Here is a 20,160-nt window from a genome sequence, read left to right on the forward strand (position 1 = left end):
TGCATTATGTCCAAAACCACCTCATCCCCGTCCGCCGCCGTATCGGACCCGCAGGGGCCGCTCAAGCTCCCCGGCTTCATCGACGGACGCCGCCCGGGCGGCTTCCAACTACGTACCGTGCTGCTGTGCGGGCTGGTCATGCTCCTCGACGGGTTCGACACCCAGGCGATCAACTACATGGCCCCGGCCATCACCCAGGACTGGGGCGTGTCCAAGGGCACCATGGCCACGATCTTCTCAGCCGCACTGGTCGGCCTGATGATCGGCTATCTGCTGCTGGCCCCGCTCTCCGACAAGTTCGGCCACAAGCGCCTCGTCATGGCGGGAGTTGCCATCTTCTCGCTCTCGACGCTGGCCTCGGTGTGGGCGCAGAGTCCCGACCAGCTCATGATCATGCGGGTGATCACCGGAATAGGCCTCGGCGCGGCCACCCCGAGCACCATCGCGCTCACCGCCGAGTACAGCCCCAAGCGGCTGCGGGCCAGCCTGGTCCTGGCGATCTACTGCGGTTTCTCACTCGGGTTCGTGCTCGCCAACTACGCCGCCGACTGGCTCATCCCCGCCTACGGATGGCGCTCGGTCTTCGTCGCCGGCGCCGTGCTGCCCCTGGCCCTGCTCCTCGTACTGGTCTGGCAGCTGCCCGAGTCGATCTCCTATCTGCTGCGCCGCGGGGAAAACGCCAAGGCGTACGCCCTGTGCCGCCGCATCGACCGGACGCTCCCGGAGACGGCGCAGATCGAGGCGGAAAGCGCCGGCCCCGGCAAGCGGGTCAAGGTCACCGAACTGCTCTCGGGCCGCCAACTGCTCGGCACGGTCCTGCTGTGGGTCGTCTTCGCGATCAACCTGGCGTTGTTCTACGGCCTGCAGAGCTGGATGCCGACCATCCTCGCCGATCGCGGCTACTCCGCCGGCACCCTGGCGACCGCCGCGTCCATGACGACCATCGGCGGCATCGTGATCGCCTTCGTGGTCGGGCCCGCGATGGACCGGCTCGGCGCCTACGGCTCCCTGGGCACCCTCTACTTCGCCGGCTGCGGCTTCCTGGTCCTCATGGGCCTGGTGCTGGGCTCGCCGGTCTGGATGGTCCTGGCGGCGATCTTCCTGGTCGGCTGCGCCGTCAGCGGCGGCCAGAAGAGCGTCATCGCACTCGCTGCGGCCTTCTATCCCCAAGAAGTACGCTCCACCGGTGTCGGCTGGGCGTTGGGCATCGGCCGCGTCGGCGGCATCGTCGGCCCGCTGATCGTCGGAGGCATGCTGGCCGACGGCATGGGCCACGAGCAGCTCTTCCTGATCCTCGCGGGCCCCACCGCCCTGTGCGGTCTGATCGTCCTGTACCTCGGACACCGCGCGAAGCAGCTCAAGACGACCTGACCCCGGAAACCGGCGCTGCGGGGGCCGGGAGGCCGTGCCGGCCTGTGCCGTCCCCCGCACACGGCGTGCGTGCCGATTAATACGCCCGGGCAGGTCGAGCCGCGCGTGTGTCCTCGTGAAGGACGCCGCCGAGTCGATCACCTCGACGGATGTCCAGCTGGTCGAGTCGGCCGGGCTCGGTGATCGCTTCGAGGCCGACCGCAGGGCTGCTGCCCGGTGCAGGGCGCGCGCGGTGCGGCCTGTACTCGTGCACAACGATTCCAACTCGACGAGTACGTGAAGCAGATGGGCCCGATTGCAGATCAAGATGCGCCTCCGAAGAATGATCCGCGACGAACCTCGGTGAGCGAAACGGCACCGTCAGCACAGGAACTAAATCATGCCCAACGCATGCCGATGGCGGAGAGCTGCTGTCCATGGGTGGTTTTCCTGATCAGTAGGTCGTGGTTTGGCCTGGGCTGATCAGTTTGGTGTCTGGTGGTGGTAGCGCTTTAAGCCCCGGTCGCAGCGGCTCGCTGACGGAGGGGATGAGGGCACTGCGCGATCCTCGCCAACTCCCGCCTGATCGCCGAAGGCGTCGACATCCCCAGCGTCGACGCGATCGTCTTCGCCGACCCCACCCGCAGCGTCGTGCGCTGCGTCCAGGCCCTCGGCCGCGCCCTGCGTCTGGACGTCTCCGGCAAGACCGCCTCGCTGATCGTCCCCGTCTACATTCCGCCCGGCACGGACGGCGAGAACATCTTGGGCACCGCGTATGAGCCGGTGTGGGCGATCGCCTGCGCGCTGGCCAGCCACGACCACCGCATCCTCGAACGTCTCCCCGACAAGGCCAACCGCCTGCCGAAGGAGACCAGCCAGGTCATCGCGCGGCGCTGGCACTTCGACTTCACCGTCCACCCCGAGCGCATCGCCCAGGCGATGGACCTGGTCTCCTTCGACCCCCGCGACCCGGCCGTCTCCCGCTCCCGCCGCCTCGGGCTGGCCGCCGCCCGCTCCTACCGCGACCACTACGGCCACCTCGACGTCCCCGCCGACCACATCGACCCCACCGGCTACAAGCTGGGCACCTTCATCACCACCATGCGCGACGCCCGCACCGCCGGCCGCCTCGAGGCGGACTGGATCGCCGAACTCGACGCGCTCGGCATGATCTGGGACAAGCACGACGCCGCCTGGCGCGCCCGCCTCGCCGCCGCGGCCGACTACCTGCGCGCCCACGGCCACCTCGCCGCCCCCGCCACCACCCCCGTCGGCGCCTGGCTAGCCGAACAACGCCACCTCGCCACCAGACACGAACTCGACCCCGTCCGTGTGGACGCCCTCACCGCCCTCGCCTCCGACTGGCGTCTGCCGCACGGAGCGGACTGGCACCGCAAGTACCACCTCCTGCGCGCCCACCTCGCCACCGGCGCCGACCCCGCCGCCCTCACCCGCGACACCGTCCTCGCCGGCGTGAAGATCGGCTCCTGGCTGGCCCGCCAGCTCACCACCTGGTCGGCGCTCACCGACGGCCAGCAGCAACTGATGACCGCGCTCGGCCTCACCCCCGAGGCCAGCCCGCTCGCCCCCGCCCGATGTACCCGCCGAACGTTCGAGGAGACCGTCCAGCTGCTGGAACTCTTCCTGCACCGCGAAGGTCGCATCCCTGCTGCCCGTGAGACGGTCCGCGTCGACGGGGACGCCGTCAAGCTCGGCGCCTGGCTCGCTAAGGCCCGCACCAAGCACCGCGCCCGCCAGCTCCCCGACCATCACGTACGCCTGGTGGCCGCCCTGTTCGAGGGGGACTGGACCGCCGAGGACGCCGTGCCGGCCGTCCTGGTGTAAGCGCGCTGCCCCGACTGGTGCGGGCACAGCCGAGCGAGGTTGCCGTCCGTTCAGGGAGTCGGGTTGGTGGTTTGTCGTCGGGTTTCGCGCAGGTGGAAGTCGACGTACCGGGCGAGGATCAGTGCGTCTTGCGGGTCGTCGGCGTGGAAGGAGACCCGGCGTAGCAGTTGCACGCTGTCGAGTGCGACGTCTTCGCGGGCGAGGACGAAGAGGAGGGTGAGGAGGGCGGAGCGGGCGTTGCCGTCGTCGAAGGGGTGGAAGAAGCAGACGTCGAGGAAGGCGCGTGCGGCCCGGGCGGTCAGCGGCAGGGGCCGGGCTGTGCCCTTGGCGCTTTCGGCGAGGCAGGCGTCGAGGCGGGCGCGGGTGTCCGGGGCGATGCCGTAGCGTTCCCGGCCGCCCTTGGCGAAGGCGGGCAGGCTGCGCAACGGCGGCAGGCCGGGCGTGGCCAGGACGTGCTGTTGCCAGCGCTGGATGAGGGCGAAGTCCAGCCGGGCGCCGCGCGCGGCGTCGGCCCGCATCAGCTCCAGGGCGGTGAGCAGGCCTCGTCCGCGGGCGGGGTCCAGGATGGCGTCGAAGCTGCGGATCTCCTCCGCCATTCCGTCACGGGACGGTGTCACCGGCGTGTCCCCGGTGCTGTCGGCGGCCTCATGCCACGGCACGGCGTCCCGCACGGCGAGCCAGCGCTTGAGGTGGTCGGGCAGGGGCGACTGGGCGGCTCGGGCGGCCGCGTCGGGTCGCACGGCGGCCGCGAGGCGTTCGGCGATGTCCTCGATGAGCACCGGGTCGGGGCCGGTCCAGCTTTCGAACCGGCCGCAGATCGCCTGCTCCACGAGGTGCTCGGCGTCGTCGGCCGGGATGCCCCAGCGGCTGAGGAACCAGCCGAGGACCTGGTGGCAGTGTGCGTACCAGCCGCTGCCGCAGCCGGTGCGGTCGGTGACGTGCAGGATGAGGTTGCGGGCGGTGCGGTCCCACAGGATCCGCTGGTCGTCGATGCTGGCCAGGTCCAGTGGGTAGGCCTCGAACCGTGCGGCGAGGCTTTCCAGCCACTCCCGCCACTCGCACAATGCCGCGGTGACCCGGTCGAGGGTTTCGTCCGAGGTGGTGACCGAGTCCTGGGGGCGGGACCAGCTACCGACCGGCCCTCCGTCGAAGTCCCCCTCGTCGTGTGCCCATCGCCAGCCGGCGACCCAGCGGCCGTAGTGCTCGGCCAGTGCGTGCGTCATGGCGTCGGCCCAGGGCCTGGCCTCCTCCCAGCCCCAGTCGTATAGGGCCCTGTCACCCGGCGGTAGGTCGGGGCGCCGGGGTACCCGCCGGGCCGGCCCCAGCGATCTGACCACCCGCGCCGCCGCCTCGCTGTCGAAGGGATGACGGGCGGGGTCCACCTCGTCCCAGGTCAGGATGCGGGGCGACAGCTCTACGAACACCGCGCAAGTCTCATGCCTCACCCGTACCGGTTCAACCCGATTACCGAACCGCGCCGGAGCACCCGCCAGGCCGCACCGGAACATCTGGGGTACTTCTATGGGCGCCGGGATGCGGCAGGTGTGCGGACCCGAATGCTCACCACGCAGCGTTGAACAATGCGTATTCGAGCAGGTCGGGTGAGGCGTCGGACGGCCAGCCGTCGGTGGACGCCGCCTGGTGGGCGGCGGCGTGTATGAACGAGAGGTAAACCTGGTAGCGGTGGGGTGACCAGTCATGGTCCCGCCAGACCCAGGCGGCGATCGAGCCGTCGGGGTCGTGGCCCGTTTCCCGGCCAACCTGTGAGGCCAGGGACCGCATGCTCCGCGCCAGGACACGGTCGAGGACGAGCGGCTCGGGGCCGTTCGCCGGCGGGACTGCCTTGCCGGTGAAGTAGAGGAACTTGGTGAAGAAGGACGGCCCGAGGCCGGGAACGCGGCCGCGGAGTGCCGCGTAGGCGGCTGTTGCGCTGTGCTTGCTCAGTGCGGTGACCGCATCGGCCAGCGCCGCTTCCAGGTCGTCGACGGTCAGGATCGTTCGCAGCGTGGCCGGTCCGCTGCCGGCAGGGGAGCCGCCCTTGCCCTTCCCCCACACGTAGGTGGCGACCAATGCCTCTCGGAGCGTCTCGCGCGCCAGCGTGTTGGCGACCATCGACGTCACCTGCGCCCGGCTGACCCGGGCGTCCCCGGTGAAGGAGTGGGGAGCCAGTGCCGAAGGCCAGGGGGTGATCCCCGGCTGTGACGCAGCTCCTGTCGCCCCGGGGGAGGCCGCCGTACCGTTGTCCGCACCTCCCCGCCCGGGCGCGCAGTGCCCGCGACCGGATCACCCACACCGGAACACTCAGGACAGGCGGGCATACGCACAGGACGGTCCACCATGCCCACCGCGCTCTCGCCCGTCATCGCCGCCTCCGCACGCTGGCTGCTGGCGGCCTTCCCCCCGGCCACCGGCCCGCTGAACCAGGCCCTGGCCGAAGCCCAGGCAGGCCATGCGGCCACCATCGCCGCCGCCCTGCGCTACCCCACCGCGCTGGACGCCGAACTGCTGGACCTGCTCGGCCCCGGCGGCTCCGGCCGGCTGGACTTCGTCACCGGCGCCGACGCACCCCCGCTGCCGGACGCCACCCACGCCTGGCGCACCCAGGTCGACGAGACCGTCGTCAGCTGGGCGGCCTGCCTGCTGGCCGACGCCGACCTCGCCGCCCTGGCCGCCGCCTGCCTGGCCGCCACCCACCACGGCCCCGACAGCGTGGGCGACGCGCGCCGGCTGACCATCCCCAGCCCGCGCGACCACCGCGCGGCCCCCCTGCTGCGCCACCCGGACTTCCTCGGCCCGATTGCGGACCTCCACCGCGAGACCCTCCTCGGCCTCCTCGGCGCCGCCCCGGCCGTCACCGCCCCCGAACCCGGGTGACCACCGAGCCCGTACGACCACAGGCAGCCGGCCACCGTCGGGCCGCCGCGGCCCGTCGCGCTCAGGGCGCCTTGCACAGAGCCGGGAAACGCGGAGCGAGCCAGGGCTGGGTGGTGCCTGCTGGAGGCGCTGCCCGCCAGCCGGACATCCGCCCGACGCCGACCGGCTCCTCGCCGTCCTCTGGCGCCTGCCCCGTAAGGCGTACGCGTACCGCATGGAAGATGGACGCAATGCGTGCGTTCCGGGTGTGACAGCAGCGTCCGTGAGGCCTGCCCGGCAGCGCCTGCTCGCTCCCGGGCGTGGGCGGCGCCTGCGCCCGCCGCGTCTCTCCGCCTGGTGACCGGCGCCGCGATGGCCCGGCCCCGGCCGCTCGCCGACAACGAGGAGTGGCGGCGGGCCTCAGCGGCGCGCTGACGCGGCACGGCCGTGGAAGTGATCCCCACAGCCGCACCGCGACGCCGCGCTGCCCGCTGCGGCTCGGCCGGATCAGCGGGAGAGCGCCGGGGCCGACCTGCGGCGCCTCGAGCGATCGGAGGGGCTGGTCGTGCTGGAAGGAGGGGCGAGGATCAAGCCTCGCCCCTCGGCCGCGATGGACCACCGGCGCCGGCCCCGCATCGGGACTGCAGGCGGCGCGACGCCGGTCAGTAGTGGATGTTCCAGCCCAGTGCCTCGGCGACGACCTGGAGACCCACCTCCAGGGTGAAGCAGACACCCAGATCGTGGGCGTTGAGGCTGGAGCTGGAGGCGGCCGGGGCGTTGACGACGGCGCACGTGGGTGCGGGCGCCCAGGTCAGCGGGGTGAATGTGCGCACGGTGTGGCGCTGGCTGGAGGCTGCGCGGACGGAGGGCCGCATGGAGCGCAGGCCGCGGGCCCGGCTGGAGGTGTCCGACCAGGCGTGGGAGGTGCTGGCGCAGGCGGGCGGGAACGTGGCGGCGCTGCACCGGCATCTGAAGGCGGCCGGGGGCGAGGTGCCCTCGCTGGCGTCGTTGCACCGGGTGGTGCGCCGGGACCTTCGGTCCGGCAGGGTCCTGCCGGACCGCGCGGTGGTGCGGCGGGAGCGGGATGAGCAGCAGACGCGGCAGGCACTGGCGGACCTCGCCCTGGCCGGACCGAGTGAGGCAGGCGCGGCGAAAGTGGCTGCGCGCCGGCTGCCGCGTCTCGCACCAGAGGCGACCAGCGGCTTGCCGGTGGGGGAGAGCGGCGCGCTGGCGGGTGTGGCGTTGCCGGCGGGCGCGCAGTTGGTGCGGACGTCGTCGGTGCGGGCGGTGGCCGAGGCAGTCGGGCAGGCGATGGCGACGCAGGGTGCGGTGTGTGTGTTCGGCGACCCGGGCCGGGGCAAGACCGCGGCCGTGCGGATGGCGCTTGGCGAAGTGTCCCCGGGCTGGAAGGTGACGGGGGTGCCGGTGCCGGTGCGCCCGTCGGTGACCGGCATGAGGCGTGCGGTCTTCGACGCGCTGGCGCTGCCGGGCCGTTTCCCGCACACGTCGGCGCTGGCGGACGCCGCGGTTGCGGAAGCTTTGGGTGAGGCGCGGGTGCTGGTGGTCGATGAGGTGCAGCGCTTGCCCGTGCCGTGTCTGGAGTACCTGCAGAGCCTGTGGGACCACCCCGGCACCCGGATCACGCTGGTGCTGTGCGGGGCGGGCAGCGAGCGGGCGCTGGCCCGGCTGCCGCAGCTGGCCTCGCGCGTCGGTGCGTGGCAGGAGGTTCCGCGCTTGGCTGGAGCGGAGGTGGCGGCCGTGGTGAGCGGCTTCCATCCGCTGTGGCGGACCGTCCCGGCGTCGGACCTGGCGTGGATCGACCGGTCGTGCGCGCACGGCACGTTCCGCGCGTGGGCTGCTTTGACTGCGCACCTGCAGAACGCGCTGCTCACCACCGCTGATGCATCCATCGACCGGGTCTTGCTGAGGCGGCTGTTCAAGCGGGTCGCGCCGCCACTGTGAACGGAGCACCCCTGCAAGAGACGGGAGGGCGATCGCGTGCTCCCGGCCACCGGCAAGCACACGACGTCCCACCCGCGTGAGGGGAGCTGACATGAAGGACGGCGACGCCATTCGCCCAGACGGCGGATTGCCTGCGGCGTCGAGGACGGCGCTGCGCGGTCCGGCCGTGCGGCGGCTGCTCGCACTGCGGGCAAGGAAGAAGCTGACAGCAGTCCATGTACGGGTGGCCGCGGACGCGCTAGGAGTGTCGGAGCGTACGGTGTGGCGCTGGCTGGCCACCGCTCAGAGCGATGAGACCGCGGCCGCCAACCCCGGCGCACGCTCCCGGGTCGATGCAAGGTTCACGGTCACCCCCGAGGTCCGTGGGCTGTTGGCGCTGTGGAAGGGGAACGTGCGGGCGGTCCACCGCGAACTGGTCCGGCGTGCTGCCAGGCAGTCTCCGCCTGCAGACGCACCGTCGCTGACGACGCTGCACCGGGCGATCCGCCGTGATCTGACGCCGGGGGAGCGGGCGGGGCTTGCGGGAGGGGAGCGGGCGGCGCGCAAGCATGATGTGTTCCTGGCCCGGCCGCGTCCCTGGCGCAACCATGTGTGGGAGACCGACCACGTCCAGGTGCCGGTGCTGGTCGACGTCGAGGGCAAGGCCCGCAGGCCGTGGATCACCTGGTTCACCGACTGCGCCACCAACGCGATCACCGGCGTCGCGGTCACGCCCGGGCATCCGTCGCGGGAGTCGGTGCTGGCCGCGCTGCGCTCCGCGGTCCTGCGTGAGAAACCCTACGGCCCGTTCGGCGGCGTGCCCGAGAAGGTGCGGGTGGACCGTGGCAAGGACTTCCTGTCGAGGACGGTGACCGCCGCGTTCGATCTGCTGGACGTGACGGTGGAGGACCTGCCCGCCTACACCCCCCCACCTCAAGGGCACCATGGAGGGGCTGAACCGGGCGGTGGAGAGCATGTTCCTGGCCTCGCTGCCCGGCTACGCCCGCCAGCCGCGCCCCGGTAAGCGTGCTTCCCGTCCGAAGGACGAGGTGCTGCTGGGCTTCGAGGACTTCACCGCCCGGCTGCTGGAGTGGACGCTGTGGTGGAACACCGAGCACCGCCCGGCACCGTTGCGGGGCAGGACCCCGCTTCAGGCGTGGCAGGACGATCCCACTCCGCTGCGGGACGTGCCGGCCGCGGATCTGTGGACGTTCACCCTGAGGACGCCGGCACCCGCACGCTGACCACCCGCGGCATCCGCTTCAGGAAACGTGACTATGTGGGGCCGTGGATGACCGGCCAGGCCGGGATCCAGGTGAGGGTCCGCTTCATGCCCCACCACGACCACCGCATCGAGGTCTACCACGCCGCCACCGGCCGCTACCTGGGTCCCGCGGACCTGGCCGACCGGGCCACCGACGAACAGATCAGCGCCGTACGGCGGGCACGGGCCGCCCGCACGCGCCGTCTGAAGAAGGACCTTCAGGCCTCGCAGCGCGAGCGCTACGCCGCCGTGAACCAGTGCGAGGCACCTCAGCGGCTCGGCGCGCTGACCGGCGCGCAGGCCGAGGCCGAACTCGCTCAGACTGCCGACTTGGACCTCGCGCAGCTCGCGATGCCAGATCTCATCCCGCACGCTGCGCCCCCGGCCGACTGGCGCACCCCGGCTTCCCTGGCCGCGCTGACCACGCCAGGCCCGCCCATCCGGTACCCGTACGGCCGTGACGGCGCTTCCGCCCCGGACGGCCGCGACGGGCGGACCGCACCTCTCACCACCGATGTAGACGGAGACGCCTGATGACCGCGGTCACCTACCAGTACGTCGATCTGCCGGACGCCTCCGTGGTCACCACCCGCGCGCTGCTCACTGCCCGGGAGAACATCGCCGACACGGTCGCTGCCCGCGCGATGATGTGCATCCACGGTGGCGCCGGCTTCGGCAAGACCCTCGCCGTCAACATCTGCCTGCGCGCACTCGAACCGGGCGAGGACGTCCGCAAGATCACTTTCCGGGCCCGGCCCACGGCCCGCGCGGTGCGCTACGAACTGTTCACCGCGCTCGATCTGGCCGGCGAGCCACCGCGCCACCCCAGCGAGTTCGACCGCCTGCTGAAGACGGCCCTGGCCGAACGTCCCCGTACCTTTCTTGTCGACGAAGCCCAGTGGCTCAACGGTGAGGCGTTCGAATACTTCCGCTACCTGTGGGACGAGCCCTCCACCCAGCTCGCGATCATCTTCGTCGGCGGCGCGGGCTGCCACACCGTGCTGCGCCGCGAACCAATGCTCTCCTCCCGGATCTTCATCTGGCAGCAGTTCACCCGCCTCACACCCGACGAGGTCCTCGAGGTCATCCCGCTGTTCCACCCGGTCTGGGCCGGCGCCGACCCCAAGGACATCACCTTCGCCGACCAGCATGCCGCGCCCGGCAACTTCCGCGCCTGGGCCCAGCTGACCGCCCACACCCGCGCCGCCCTGGCCCGCACCGGCCGCCCACGGGTCGACCAGGAACTGCTGCGCTGGGCCTTCAGCCGCCTCGCCTGACCACCGCACCACCATGCCGCTCACCGTGCCACCGCCGCCCGTCACCGTGGTCATCGACCGCCATGACGACGCGCTCCACACGCACACCGCTCTGGCCGCCCACCATCCGCCGTCCGGCCGGATCACCCTGCACCCCGGCCCGGGCACCACCAGCGAGACCGGCCTCGCCCACGACCTTCTCGCCGCTCTGGGCAAGCCACCCCTGCTCCCGGGCCGCTTCCCTGCCGGCCGTCAGCCCGCCTGGGAAGCCACTGCCGCCTGGATGACGGCCCTGCCCGTGAACCGGCTGACCGTCCTGCGCGCGCACCGCCTCACCGCCCGACGCGCGATGCGCCTCCTGCAGCTCCAGGCCCTCACCGGTGTCCACCTGACCTTGGTCTGCCACCGCCCTCACCTTCCCGCCGCACTGCACCAAGCCCTGCAGACGGCCGACTACTCCGTCACCGCCGACTTCGAGGCCGCCCGCCGCCACTACTACGGCACGCCTGTCACCGAACTCCGGCCTGCAGACGAGCCCGCCGCGCCGGCCAGCCGATGGCTCACCCTGCCCGCACTGGACCGCCTCGTCTCCTACGACAGCCCCCGCCCCTGCGCAGACCCGTGCACGCCGCCGCCGATCGCCTGGCGCCACCGCCCACCGCCCGTTCCTCTCACCGAGCACACCGCCCAGCGAGTCGCCCACCGGCTTCACACGGCGACCGCACATCCTCGCCTCACCGCGACCCTCACCGCCGCCCTGTTCACCGGCGCCTCCCTCCAGCAACTCGCCACCGCCCGCCCCCACGACTACGACGACACCGCGGCCACGCTCGCCCTGCACGACCGCGCCCGCTACACCGACGGCTGCGCCGCCTACCCCGTACCACCGTGGGCGGGCATCTTCCTGCGGGCCGCGGCCTGCTTCACCCGGCTCCTCTCCGGCAAGGACCAAGAGCTGCTCGCCGCGCCAGGTGACCGCGGGTACCTGCTGCGCATGGCGGAGACGGCCAGGCTGCGCCCGCCCCAGCCGCCCACAGCCCGCCGCAAAGGCCCGGTCGGCTGTGTGGAGTGGGACTGGCGCGAGCGGCAGGAAGCCGAGAGGTACGAAGCGATTCCGGCCGACCGAGCCAGGCCGTCGCGACGCTGACCCACCCTGCAGTACTCGCTCGATGGGCCAGCCTCAGCCGATCGAGAAGTCGGCGAACTCGACGTCGCTGAAAGCCACGTGCAGGCCGTGGGCCCGGCGGCCCCACTCGCGAAAGTAGGCGTGTCCCAGTGCACGGGCGAGTATCACCGTCTGCTGCTGCTCGCCCGCGCCGGCATCCCGGGCGGCGAACAGCTCCCGGGCTACCTCTCCCGGCAGGTCCTGGGTGATCCACCGCACCCGCGGATCGTCCGAGGACCCCGCAGGAGCCGCGAACCCAATCGCGCACGGGTATGGAAGACGAAGCCCTCCGCCTCTGCCTGGGCACGTCGACGGGCCCGTACCCGGGGCTGCCACCGAGCCAGAACCGCTTCCTCGATCGCCCGGACCTGCAGCGGACCCGGCGGACCACGTGCCTCGGCTCTCTTTGACACCCACCGCTGCACAGTGCGCTGCGAGACCCCCAGCATCGTGGCAACCTTCCGGGTGGAACCCCGGTTCCTCGCCAGCAGAAAACGTAGGCGGGCCTCAGTACTTGAGGGAATGCGCCGGGTGCGCAACGCGCGCTCCAGTCCCTGCTCGATCTGTCCCACGTCCGCCTCCCCAAGCGACCAGCCGGCACGGACGGCGCCCCCACAGTCCGTAGCATCAGCTATCCCGCATCGCCCGCCCCTGCCTGCCAGTTTCTGCATTCTCGGGACAGCGCCGGATGACGCAGGCTACGAGCCCCCTGGAGGGCACCGGCGACAAGCTGGCGGCGTGCGTCAGGACGGAAGTTGCCGACACCCCGGTGCTTGGGACCGGGACAGGTACGCAGCGCACGCTCCATCTCCTGAGCGATCTTTCCCATGTCCTGCCTCCAGTGCCCTGCCTCTCAGGTCTCCCACACCCGCCCGCCCCTGCCCGCTGGTTCTGGCATCTCCGGTACGGCACCGGCCAACGTCGGCTACGGGGGTGTTTTGAGCATGGGCACGACGAGGTCTGTACGTCCCCGTGCACCGTGACATGGGGGAACGACGTCGTCCTGACGCAAGTCCGCGCCTTCAGCCTTGCGACACCGCACGACGGCCTGGAAAGCGGGCAGGACTCGGGGCCGACGGGTGCTCTTCAGCGGTCGAGGGTGGGGAGGCACACTTCCTCCTGATCCTGCGTCTGATGGAGCCGCCCCGATCCTGCTGGGGGGCGGCGGCCGCGTCATGCCATCGCCCGACCCGCACACTCAGAGGTGGGCCCGTACGCGATATGTACGCTTTCATGGGCGCTGCGGGTATGCATACGTCTGGTTATGTCCATCGCATGCCAATCGTGGAGAGCTGCTCTACTCGCTCGGGCGACAGCGTGGCGGCCCGGCTGCGCTGATTCCCGATCCATGCACCAAGCCGGATCTGCCATTCCTCCTGGTCCTGGCCGCTGCCGCCCTTCCCGTCGCCGACGACGATCGTCTCGATGTGCTTCCTCGGGACTCGCAGGTGACCTTCGCGTTGGTAGTACTGGGTGGCGGCGGCGAGGTTGCGCGCCCATTTGTCGGCCTGGCTGCGCCGCGGCTTGGGTTTCTCGTCCTCAGCCGCGGGCTCGATCCCGAGGACGTGTTCACACATCCACTGCTGCACGCCCGTGAGGCTGTCCCAGCCGAGGCGGACCGAGCGTACCCACCGTCCGAGGTCTTTGTGAAGTGCCGTTGCAGTGCCACTGAGGGGATGTCGTTACTGAGTCAGTGTCAGGTGTCGGAGATGGATCCTCTGACCTCGGTTGAGTGTGATGCCCTTGGTGGCGGCTGCTGACATCAGTCGGTGGCGTCAAGTGACGATCCTGCTGGACAGATCGATGGCACCTCCTATGCCGCGCAGTACTGCAGCTCTTGACCTGTCGCAGCGAAGGTTGAGCCTTCTCACCAATCGTCCCTGGAGTTCGGGGCGTTGAGGAGAGCATTGATGGGTTGGTCGGCGTGTTCGGCGGCGTAGATGGCTGTCGTGCTGCGATCGGGTCAGGAGCAGGCGGCGGTGAACACGCGGCTCGGATCTCACTACTCTGGCGTCCCTGTCGATGTTGAGGGGGAGGCCGTGAGGCGAGGGACATCGGAGTACGAGGCGGCCCAGGAGGCCATGGCGGAGATCCTGCTGGAGCGGGCCCGTAACGGGGACTGGCCGATCCAGTACGGGAAGCTAAGCAAGCTCCTGGAGGATGAGGGCCACACCGTCCCTGCACACAGCGTGGAGATGGATCACCTCTTGGCCGACGTCTCCCACCAGGAGAGCCCGGACTGCACGAAGGCGATGCTCTCTGCCATGGTGGTGCTGAAGGAGAAGGGGGAGCCTGGTGCAGGGTTCTACCGCCTGGCCCGAGAGGAGTTCGGCCGCAAAGGCGACAACGTGACCATCTGGGGCGAGGAGATGAAGCTCCTGGCCCGTGACTTCAGGCAGAGCTGAAGGCGGTCACCGAGGCATGGCGAGCCCTGGACTCCTGAGCGACCCAGATGACAGGACTCTTCGACCCCGCGCAAGGCGCCGAGGCGACACGGCGATACGTGCGCCGCAAGGCGAGTATCGCGGTGATGGAGCACCGCAAGCGTGAGGCACCGGAGCGCTACCCCTGGACGCGGATCGGCATCTCTGAACGCCGCTACTACAAACTCCTGCCGCAGTTCGCGCAGAAGGTCAACGGCCGCTACGCGTACGACCACGACGACGTGGTGGTGCGCATGAAGAACCACCTGGATCGCGCCGACCAGGCACGGACCGTGCGAGCAGCCGCCCTTGACGTTCTCCGGGCACACGGTTTCCGCGACGACGCCGCACGCAAGTGGCTCCAGCGCCATCGACCCGAAGATGCCGTCCATGCGTGGCCGCGCGGACGACGACCGCAGTAGTCGCAGCCCGAGCCGCCGCGTAGTCCTCCGTCAGATGAACATGCCCGCTGCCCGCCCTAGTTCCCGGAGCCCCGAGTCCCAGCTGCTGACCGCGGCCAGCAGCCGCCTGCCCATTCGGATCGCCGTTGGTGGCCACATCATGCCGGAGCGGTCCGACCACGCACCTCCGAAACAGGACCTGCTGCCCCTACACCGCGATGGCGACGCCTCCCTGGTGGTGCGCAGACGCTCACCAGGCGCGCATGCCCCGGCATGGCCAACCACGACGAGTCGCGACCCCAGGTGGCATGCGTGCCCCCACGGAAATCAGTACGCAGCACGAGCAACGCTTCCGATACTGGTCTGCCAGGAGGTCCGCATGGGAGTCGATCCGACCGTGCTCGCCGGCATCGCAGAGGTGTCAGTCGAGTTCGCGTCTCTGCAGGAGCTGTTGCAGCGCTGGATCGCGCGTGTCAACGCCGAGGCATGGCAAGGCCAGGCGGCAGCCGAAGCTGACGCGCTCTGGGCTGCCCTGTGTTTCCACGTCACGGAACGGGGAGGGCTGGCGGGGGACTTCATCGGTCATGACGCCGATCGTTGGCCTGCGAACCCCCAGGCCGTTTCGGACAGTGCCGTGGAGACCTGGGCCGATTATGCGGAGGCTGTCGGTCATCCCATGCTGCGTGCCCGCCTGCATCACCTGGTGTGGGAGGCGCGCAAGCGTTTCCCGCATGCCCGGAAGGCGATCGAGGACTATACGGAGGCTGTGCCCCGATTCCTGGGAATGGCGGACCGTTCCGCGGGACGCTGCCGGGCCAGTGACTGCCTGTGCTTCGCGTACGACCTTGCGGTACGGCTGAGCGTGCGGGACCTGGAACTCATCACCAAGCAGACCATGATCGGCTTTGTTCGTGAGCTTTTCGACGCCCCCCAGGAAGCGGCGCCGGGCCTGGTCCTGGAGATCCTGAGGAAGCTGGTTGGCCGCAACGCCTCAGACGCTGCCGTGCAAGCACTCCTCAGCCGCGCCACCAGCATCCACAGCGGGGACATTGCAGTCCTGGTCGAACTGCTGCAGCTGCGGATCGCGGGGACGCAAGACCCGCAAGAACGGACGGCACTGCAACGGCAGATCGTCGAATCGCTGCTTACCGAGGCAGAGCGGTTCCCGGGCTTTGTCCGGCTGGACCGGCTCAACGCGGCAGCCATCGCAGCACGTGACTACGGCTTGGAGGACCTGTTCGACGAGGCGCGGGTACGGATGCAGGCGATCGATCCGGACCAACTCGGCATGGGAAGCTTCCACTTCGAGTTCCCTCTGCGGCGAGACGAGATCGAGGACTACTCCCAGAAGGTCCTTGGCCAGGCACGGACCCTCGGACAGGCCTTCAGCGCCCTGGCCAGCCTGCCGGCACCCTCTGGAACGCGGCAGGCAGCCCAGGAACATGCACGGAGGCTGGCATCCGAGGGACTGCTGTCCTCCTTCGTCCCCAGCATCCGGATCAACGCCGCCGGCCCCGTTCCCGTGGCGGAGGCCCGAGTGCGCACCGCAGCGGACGACGAGAACGAGTGGCACGTCACCGCAATGATGCTCACCTCTGTCTACGTGCACCACCTCCTGGAGACGGTGGGGGACCGCTTCGACCCGACCGCCGCCCAGCTTGCCCAGCTGTTCACGGCCGACCCCATCATCACGGGGACCCGGGCTGTCAAGCTCGCGCTCGCGTTCCGCTACTACTGGAGCGGGGAGTACGATGCCGCCCTCGCGATCGCCCTGCCCCGGATCGAAGGAATCCTGCGGGAGACCCTGCGCTATCGCCGCATTCCGATCCTCCAGCCTCCGCAGGGTGACAGTCGCGGCAGAGTGACCCTCCTGACCACCCTCATCGACCGGGTGACGGACGCCGGCATGCACGCCGATTGGCAGGCCTTCCTGCGTCTCCTGCTCGTCGACAGCGATGGAGGACTCAACCTCCGCAACAGCGAACTCCACGATCTGTCGGACACGGAGACGGCCCCTCAGACGGTTGCCCTCGTGCTCCTGGCCGCGCTGCACGTCACCGCACATGCTCACCAGGCGGCTGCACCCGCCTCGGGGATCGGAGAGGAGCAGCAGCGAGGCTGACGCTGTGGACGTCAGCGCTTCAGGCCAGGGCGGCAGGCAAGAGCCTGCAGGGACACCATGTCCCGGTCACTGTGGCCCAGCCAGTCCGGGCAGCGTCGTGGGCGAGAGTGGCTGGGCCGTGCCATCAGTGCTGCCGGCCGTGCTTGTTCTACAGTCGATGAGCTTGGCGTGAGCCATCTGCGCGCGACGGACGCTCCCTTCGAAGGCTCCGGCCCGCAGGAGTGGCCAGTCGTCGGTGAGTTCCTTTCCGATGGAGCTTGGCAGGCCGTTGTCATCCCACCCCCAGGTGGAGTGAAGGAGGAACTCGCCGACCCACGGGTAGGCGCGGCACTCGGAGCCCGTATCTATGGCGATCATGGAGATCAGGAACTCGAAGCGTTCGCAGGCCTCGTGGTAGGCGCTGTCATGGGGTTCGATGAATCGATCCCGAGTTCGTCGGCCTCGCCGCCAGGAGGCGCGAACATCAGCAGCAAGGGAGCGCGGCCTCGGGCTTCGCGTGCGCGCGCCCCCGTGATGTGCGACTGGGTCAGGACTGGAGCAGCGCGAGCAGCTCTCGAACGTCGGCCGCTTCGCTGGTGAGACCAAGGTCTTCAAGCAGGCAGGCTGCACGCGTGAGGTGAGTGATGGCCTGGCTCGTGTCGCCTGCGGTGATACAGGCCCGGCCGATGGCGCTCAGTGCGTGCGCGTACAAATCGTGGGCGTTGGCGCGTTCGCACGCTGCTTGCGCCTGTAGTAGATAGGCAATTCGCTGCTGCGGTGTGAGGTCGGTCAGCAACTCGGTGCAGGTCATCAGGATCGCCGCCTCGTCGCGGGGATTGCCTGCGGTGCGGCGGGCGGCTTCGATGGCCCGCTCGCAGACCGCCTGTGCTTCCTCGCTCTGTCCTGATGCCTGGAGTGCGAACGCTGCCGTACACAGCGCTTTCGCTTCGTTGGTGGTGTCGCCGAGTTGCTGGAACAGCGAGGACGCTTCTTCTGCTGCGGCGCACGCCTGTGCGACGTTCCCCAGTTCCTGGTGGTCCAGGGACAGGTTGTTCAGTACCGCGGCCTGTTCCTGCAGGTCTCCACAAGCCCTTTGGGCCGTCAGGGCTTCCTGGTGGATCTGTAGTGCCTCGGCAGGTTTCCCTGAGTCGTGCAGGGCTGAGCCGAGCCCGTTGAGTGCCTTGCCGCGTTCGTTGTGGTTGTCCATTGAGGCGAAGAGTTCGGCGGCCCGCCTGTGAGCGAGGACAGCCTCGTCGTAGCGTGAGGTCTCGGTCAGGGCGATGCCGAGGTTGTTCCATGCTCCTGCCTCGGCGGCAAGCGCTCCCGCTTGGTGAGCAACGTCGCACGCGATCGTCGTCACGGCGATCAAGTCGTCGAAGTATCCGCGCCAGGTGAGGTAGTCGTAGAGGATCACCGGGAGTTGGACAGCAAGGTCCTGGTGCCCGGTGGCGGCTGCGGCGGCCACGGACGCGGTGAGATTGACACGCTCGCGGTCCAGCCAGGCCAGTGCCTCCGCTTGACCGGTGAATGCGCCTGCCGCAGATGAGTGCGCCCTCATGGTGAGGCGTGCGCTCGCCGCGAAGGCGGTGGTGGTGTAGTGCTCGAGCAACCGGCTGCATGCCTGAGCGTGGGACTCTGCTGCACCCGGTGTCTCTTCTCCTCCGACGCCATTTGCTGCGGCCCGCTGAGCGCCGTGCACGAGTTCGGTGGCGTAGTCGCGGACGAGGTCGTGCATCGACCAGCGCCTGTTCACGCAATCGAGCAGATGCGCCTGGACGAGATCGCGGAGCATGGTGCGGACGGCCGGCAGCGGGCGGGCAGTCAGGACTGCCGCTGCTTCAAGGCCGATGTCGGGACCAGGATTGAGCGCCAGGAGACGAAAGAGTCCGGCATGATCCGGTGAAAGGCGACGGTAGGAGAGACCGAAGGAGGCACGGACAGCCCGCTCTCCGACGTCCAGGAGGCTCAGCCGTGACCGGGCCGCGGCGAGTTCGGCCGCGAGCTCGGCGACGGTCTGGTCGGGTTCCAGGATCAGCAGGGCGGCGCTGATGTGCAGAGCCAGCGGCAGGTATCCGCACAGGCGGGCCAGTTCCGCAATTCCGTCTCCGGTCTCGAGGACGCGTCGGTCGGCGGGGTTGGCTTGCTGCAGGGCAGCCCGCAGGAGTGCCACCGCCGCCTCGGGGCTGAGCACGGCAAGATCCAGGAGCCGCGCGTCGAGTGTTGGCAGGGTGTGCCGGGAAGTGATCAGGACTTGGTGCCGACGGCTGCCGGGAAGCAGGAGACGGACCTGATCAGCGCTGGCGGCGTTGTCGGCCACGATGAGCAGACGTTGCCCCTGGTCGGCCCGGTCTTCCAGTTCGGATCGATACAACGCTGCCCGTTCCTCAGCCGCTGCAGGAATGCTGGCCGAGTCGACCCCGAGGGCCCGCAGGAGCGCCTCCAGAGCCTGGCCTGGCTGCACTGTTTTGTCGTCGTATCCACGCAGGTCGATGAAGAGGCTGCCGCTGAACCAGCCGGCCTCGGTGGCGGCATGCCCGCAGGCCAGGGCGAGCGCCGTTTTGCCCACACCGGCAAGTCCGGCGACCGAGGTCACCAGCACGGGCGGCAGGACACCATCTGCAGCCGGGGCAGCGATCGGTCCGGCCCCGGAGGAGTTCACGTCCCGCTGCGGCGACACGGTGTGCGGCCGAAGGGCCGACAGAATCTGCTCGATCTCTGTGTCCCGGCCGGTGAGCTTTGAGGGCGCTGCGGGGAGGGAGGCTAGCGCGGTCGGCGCGGGTGCGGCTGGGTGAACGTTGACCGTCAGAGGACTGTGGTCGCCCGTGGTGACCGCGCCGATGTTTCCGGCGGCCGCAACAGAGCGCAGGCCGGACGCCTCCACGCCAGTTTCCGGCATCAAGGACTGCCGGTCAGCAGGCGAGTTCTGTGATTCGGCGGCTGGTCTGGGCTTCCTCTGCCACGGATTCATGCGCGCGCGTCGTCTCCGGTGATGGCCTCGCCGACCCCGCCGGCCGCTGCGACGCCTCGCTCACCCATCGCTTGCGCCGAACCGAAAGTCCCTGCTGCTGGTAGTGGTGTCACCGGGGGTGTGGTGAGGGTGGCGCGATCGCCGGTAACCGCTCGACCGATGCTGCCGCCGGCCGCGACGGAGCGCGTTCCCGCCGCTGTCGCAGCCGCCCCTTGGCTGCCGCCAGTTGACGGCCGCAGAAGCGTGTAGCAACTCAACGCGACCCCGACCAGACCTGTGACCGAACCAGCCACGCTCGCCACCTGACCAGCCGTGTCGAGATCGACCACGGCCGCGACGACGCCCAGCCCCACCGCCGCCAGCCCGCACAGCACCGCCAGCAGCCACACCATAATTCTCGCCCGTCCCGTCACTCCCACATCATCGCACTGGCGACTGACATCCCGGCCGCCCACTGCTCGACCCCAGCGCCGCACCGAATCCTCTGCTGCCCGGGGGCAGGGCATCTGGCCGGCTGCGCTGAATCGGATTGTTGTTCGTGTGGCTGCCGCGTCATGCTTGCTGCAACCGTACGGCTCTGGATCAGGCGGTTC

General features: G+C 70.0%; 19 protein-coding genes and 1 pseudogene. 12 read left to right on the forward strand and 8 right to left on the reverse strand.

The genetic code is table 11. The features are described 5' to 3' along the window. The first annotated feature begins 6 nt into the window (after nt 1-6). Together ABZ920_RS01355 and ABZ920_RS01360 are read left to right on the forward strand one after the other, a co-directional pair. The gene (locus ABZ920_RS01355) at nt 7-1,371 is read left to right on the forward strand and encodes an aromatic acid/H+ symport family MFS transporter (RefSeq protein WP_361497298.1); all 1,365 of its coding nucleotides are present in this window, start codon (nt 7-9) and stop codon (nt 1,369-1,371) included. 543 nt (nt 1,372-1,914) lie between these two features. Further along, on the forward strand, nt 1,915-3,195 hold the full coding sequence (locus ABZ920_RS01360; protein WP_361497604.1) for a Helicase associated domain protein: 1,281 nt from the start codon (nt 1,915-1,917) through the stop codon (nt 3,193-3,195). 50 nt (nt 3,196-3,245) lie between these two features. Here ABZ920_RS01360 and ABZ920_RS01365 read toward each other — a convergent pair whose 3' ends face one another. After that, nucleotides 3,246-4,619, reverse strand: a complete 1,374-nt coding sequence (locus ABZ920_RS01365) for a Fic family protein (protein WP_361497301.1) — start codon at nt 4,617-4,619, stop codon at nt 3,246-3,248. Nucleotides 4,620-4,755: 136 nt separating this feature from the next. Then, nucleotides 4,756-5,385, reverse strand: coding sequence for a hypothetical protein (locus ABZ920_RS01370; protein ID WP_361497607.1), 630 nt, complete (start codon nt 5,383-5,385; stop codon nt 4,756-4,758). Nucleotides 5,386-5,532: 147 nt separating this feature from the next. On the opposite strand from ABZ920_RS01370, the gene ABZ920_RS01375 reads away from it, so the two are divergent. Next, nucleotides 5,533-6,069: a hypothetical protein gene (locus ABZ920_RS01375; protein ID WP_361497304.1), complete on the forward strand. Its 537-nt coding sequence runs from the start codon at nt 5,533-5,535 to the stop codon at nt 6,067-6,069. Nucleotides 6,070-6,710: 641 nt separating this feature from the next. Here ABZ920_RS01375 and ABZ920_RS01380 read toward each other — a convergent pair. Next, on the reverse strand, nt 6,711-6,881 hold the full coding sequence (locus ABZ920_RS01380; RefSeq protein ID WP_361497307.1) for a hypothetical protein: 171 nt from the start codon (nt 6,879-6,881) through the stop codon (nt 6,711-6,713). Between the two features lie 40 nt (nt 6,882-6,921). Between ABZ920_RS01380 and ABZ920_RS01385 the strand changes: the two genes are divergently transcribed. The 6 genes from ABZ920_RS01385 (at nt 6,922) to ABZ920_RS01410 (ending at nt 11,656) form a co-directional block, all read left to right on the forward strand. Beyond that, the gene (locus ABZ920_RS01385; protein ID WP_361497310.1) at nt 6,922-8,010 is read left to right on the forward strand and encodes an AAA family ATPase; all 1,089 of its coding nucleotides are present in this window, start codon (nt 6,922-6,924) and stop codon (nt 8,008-8,010) included. A gap of 91 nt (nt 8,011-8,101) precedes the next feature. Beyond that, nucleotides 8,102-9,013 (forward strand): transposase, encoded by a 912-nt coding sequence (locus ABZ920_RS01390; protein WP_361497313.1) that lies wholly within the window; start codon nt 8,102-8,104, stop codon nt 9,011-9,013. Next, nucleotides 8,964-9,233 carry a hypothetical protein gene (locus tag ABZ920_RS01395; RefSeq protein ID WP_361497316.1) on the forward strand — a complete coding sequence of 90 codons (270 nt, stop codon included), beginning with the start codon at nt 8,964-8,966 and terminating at the stop codon, nt 9,231-9,233. Before ABZ920_RS01390 ends, ABZ920_RS01395 begins: the two co-directional genes overlap by 50 nt. Beyond that, a complete protein-coding gene (locus ABZ920_RS01400) occupies nt 9,194-9,787 on the forward strand; it encodes a Mu transposase C-terminal domain-containing protein (protein WP_361497319.1) in 594 nt (197 codons plus the stop codon). The genes ABZ920_RS01395 and ABZ920_RS01400 overlap by 40 nt, the downstream gene beginning before the upstream one ends. Then, on the forward strand, nt 9,787-10,530 hold the full coding sequence (locus ABZ920_RS01405) for an ATP-binding protein (RefSeq protein WP_361497322.1): 744 nt from the start codon (nt 9,787-9,789) through the stop codon (nt 10,528-10,530). Before ABZ920_RS01400 ends, ABZ920_RS01405 begins: the two co-directional genes overlap by 1 nt. A 13-nt stretch (nt 10,531-10,543) precedes the next feature. Then, entirely contained in the window at nt 10,544-11,656 is a 1,113-nt protein-coding gene (locus ABZ920_RS01410) for a hypothetical protein (RefSeq protein ID WP_361497325.1), read from the forward strand. Nucleotides 11,657-11,689: 33 nt separating this feature from the next. Here the strand turns inward: ABZ920_RS01410 and ABZ920_RS01415 are convergent, their stop codons facing one another. From ABZ920_RS01415 to ABZ920_RS01425, 3 genes and pseudogenes are all read right to left on the reverse strand, one after another. Continuing rightward, the gene (locus ABZ920_RS01415) at nt 11,690-11,893 is read right to left on the reverse strand and encodes a hypothetical protein (RefSeq protein ID WP_014668659.1); all 204 of its coding nucleotides are present in this window, start codon (nt 11,891-11,893) and stop codon (nt 11,690-11,692) included. Next, nucleotides 11,857-12,345: a helix-turn-helix domain-containing protein gene (locus tag ABZ920_RS01420; protein WP_361497327.1), complete on the reverse strand. Its 489-nt coding sequence runs from the start codon at nt 12,343-12,345 to the stop codon at nt 11,857-11,859. The genes ABZ920_RS01415 and ABZ920_RS01420 overlap by 37 nt, the downstream gene beginning before the upstream one ends. Nucleotides 12,346-12,936: 591 nt before the next feature. After that, a pseudogene (locus ABZ920_RS01425) lies at nt 12,937-13,320 on the reverse strand (helicase associated domain-containing protein); the annotation flags it as partial. 333 nt (nt 13,321-13,653) lie between these two features. Here ABZ920_RS01425 and ABZ920_RS01430 point away from each other — a divergent pair. The 3 genes from ABZ920_RS01430 to ABZ920_RS01440 all read left to right on the forward strand — a co-directional run bounded on the left by ABZ920_RS01430 (nt 13,654) and on the right by ABZ920_RS01440 (nt 16,620). Beyond that, on the forward strand, nt 13,654-14,079 hold the full coding sequence (locus ABZ920_RS01430; protein WP_361497330.1) for a hypothetical protein: 426 nt from the start codon (nt 13,654-13,656) through the stop codon (nt 14,077-14,079). 47 nt (nt 14,080-14,126) lie between these two features. Then, the gene (locus ABZ920_RS01435) at nt 14,127-14,519 is read left to right on the forward strand and encodes a hypothetical protein (protein ID WP_361497333.1); all 393 of its coding nucleotides are present in this window, start codon (nt 14,127-14,129) and stop codon (nt 14,517-14,519) included. Between the two features lie 358 nt (nt 14,520-14,877). After that, nucleotides 14,878-16,620: a hypothetical protein gene (locus tag ABZ920_RS01440; protein ID WP_361497336.1), complete on the forward strand. Its 1,743-nt coding sequence runs from the start codon at nt 14,878-14,880 to the stop codon at nt 16,618-16,620. Between the two features lie 526 nt (nt 16,621-17,146). Here the strand turns inward: ABZ920_RS01440 and ABZ920_RS01445 are convergent. Both ABZ920_RS01445 and ABZ920_RS01450 read right to left on the reverse strand, forming a co-directional pair. Beyond that, a complete protein-coding gene (locus ABZ920_RS01445) occupies nt 17,147-19,567 on the reverse strand; it encodes a tetratricopeptide repeat protein (protein ID WP_361497339.1) in 2,421 nt (806 codons plus the stop codon). Next, on the reverse strand, nt 19,564-19,959 hold the full coding sequence (locus ABZ920_RS01450; RefSeq protein ID WP_361497342.1) for a hypothetical protein: 396 nt from the start codon (nt 19,957-19,959) through the stop codon (nt 19,564-19,566). Before ABZ920_RS01450 ends, ABZ920_RS01445 begins: the two co-directional genes overlap by 4 nt. Nucleotides 19,960-20,160 lie beyond the last annotated feature (201 nt).

It is taken from the genome of Streptomyces sp. NPDC046831 (assembly GCF_040645305.1).
Taxonomy (GTDB): domain Bacteria; phylum Actinomycetota; class Actinomycetes; order Streptomycetales; family Streptomycetaceae; genus Streptomyces.

Bases quoted from the DNA above. Each gene is read 5' to 3' on its own strand.
- ABZ920_RS01420 (WP_361497327.1), bottom strand. From the start codon at position 12,345: ATGCAGAAACTGGCAGGCAGGGGCGGGCGATGCGGGATAGCTGATGCT.
- ABZ920_RS01385 (WP_361497310.1), top strand. From the start codon at position 6,922: ATGGAGCGCAGGCCGCGGGCCCGGCTGGAGGTGTCCGACCAGGCGTGG.
- ABZ920_RS01410 (WP_361497325.1), top strand. From the start codon at position 10,544: ATGCCGCTCACCGTGCCACCGCCGCCCGTCACCGTGGTCATCGACCGC.
- ABZ920_RS01440 (WP_361497336.1), top strand. From the start codon at position 14,878: ATGGGAGTCGATCCGACCGTGCTCGCCGGCATCGCAGAGGTGTCAGTC.
- ABZ920_RS01435 (WP_361497333.1), top strand. From the start codon at position 14,127: ATGACAGGACTCTTCGACCCCGCGCAAGGCGCCGAGGCGACACGGCGA.
- ABZ920_RS01355 (WP_361497298.1), top strand. From the start codon at position 7: ATGTCCAAAACCACCTCATCCCCGTCCGCCGCCGTATCGGACCCGCAG.
- ABZ920_RS01445 (WP_361497339.1), bottom strand. From the start codon at position 19,567: ATGAATCCGTGGCAGAGGAAGCCCAGACCAGCCGCCGAATCACAGAAC.
- ABZ920_RS01375 (WP_361497304.1), top strand. From the start codon at position 5,533: ATGCCCACCGCGCTCTCGCCCGTCATCGCCGCCTCCGCACGCTGGCTG.
- ABZ920_RS01395 (WP_361497316.1), top strand. From the start codon at position 8,964: ATGTTCCTGGCCTCGCTGCCCGGCTACGCCCGCCAGCCGCGCCCCGGT.
- ABZ920_RS01450 (WP_361497342.1), bottom strand. From the start codon at position 19,959: ATGGTGTGGCTGCTGGCGGTGCTGTGCGGGCTGGCGGCGGTGGGGCTG.
- ABZ920_RS01390 (WP_361497313.1), top strand. From the start codon at position 8,102: ATGAAGGACGGCGACGCCATTCGCCCAGACGGCGGATTGCCTGCGGCG.
- ABZ920_RS01405 (WP_361497322.1), top strand. From the start codon at position 9,787: ATGACCGCGGTCACCTACCAGTACGTCGATCTGCCGGACGCCTCCGTG.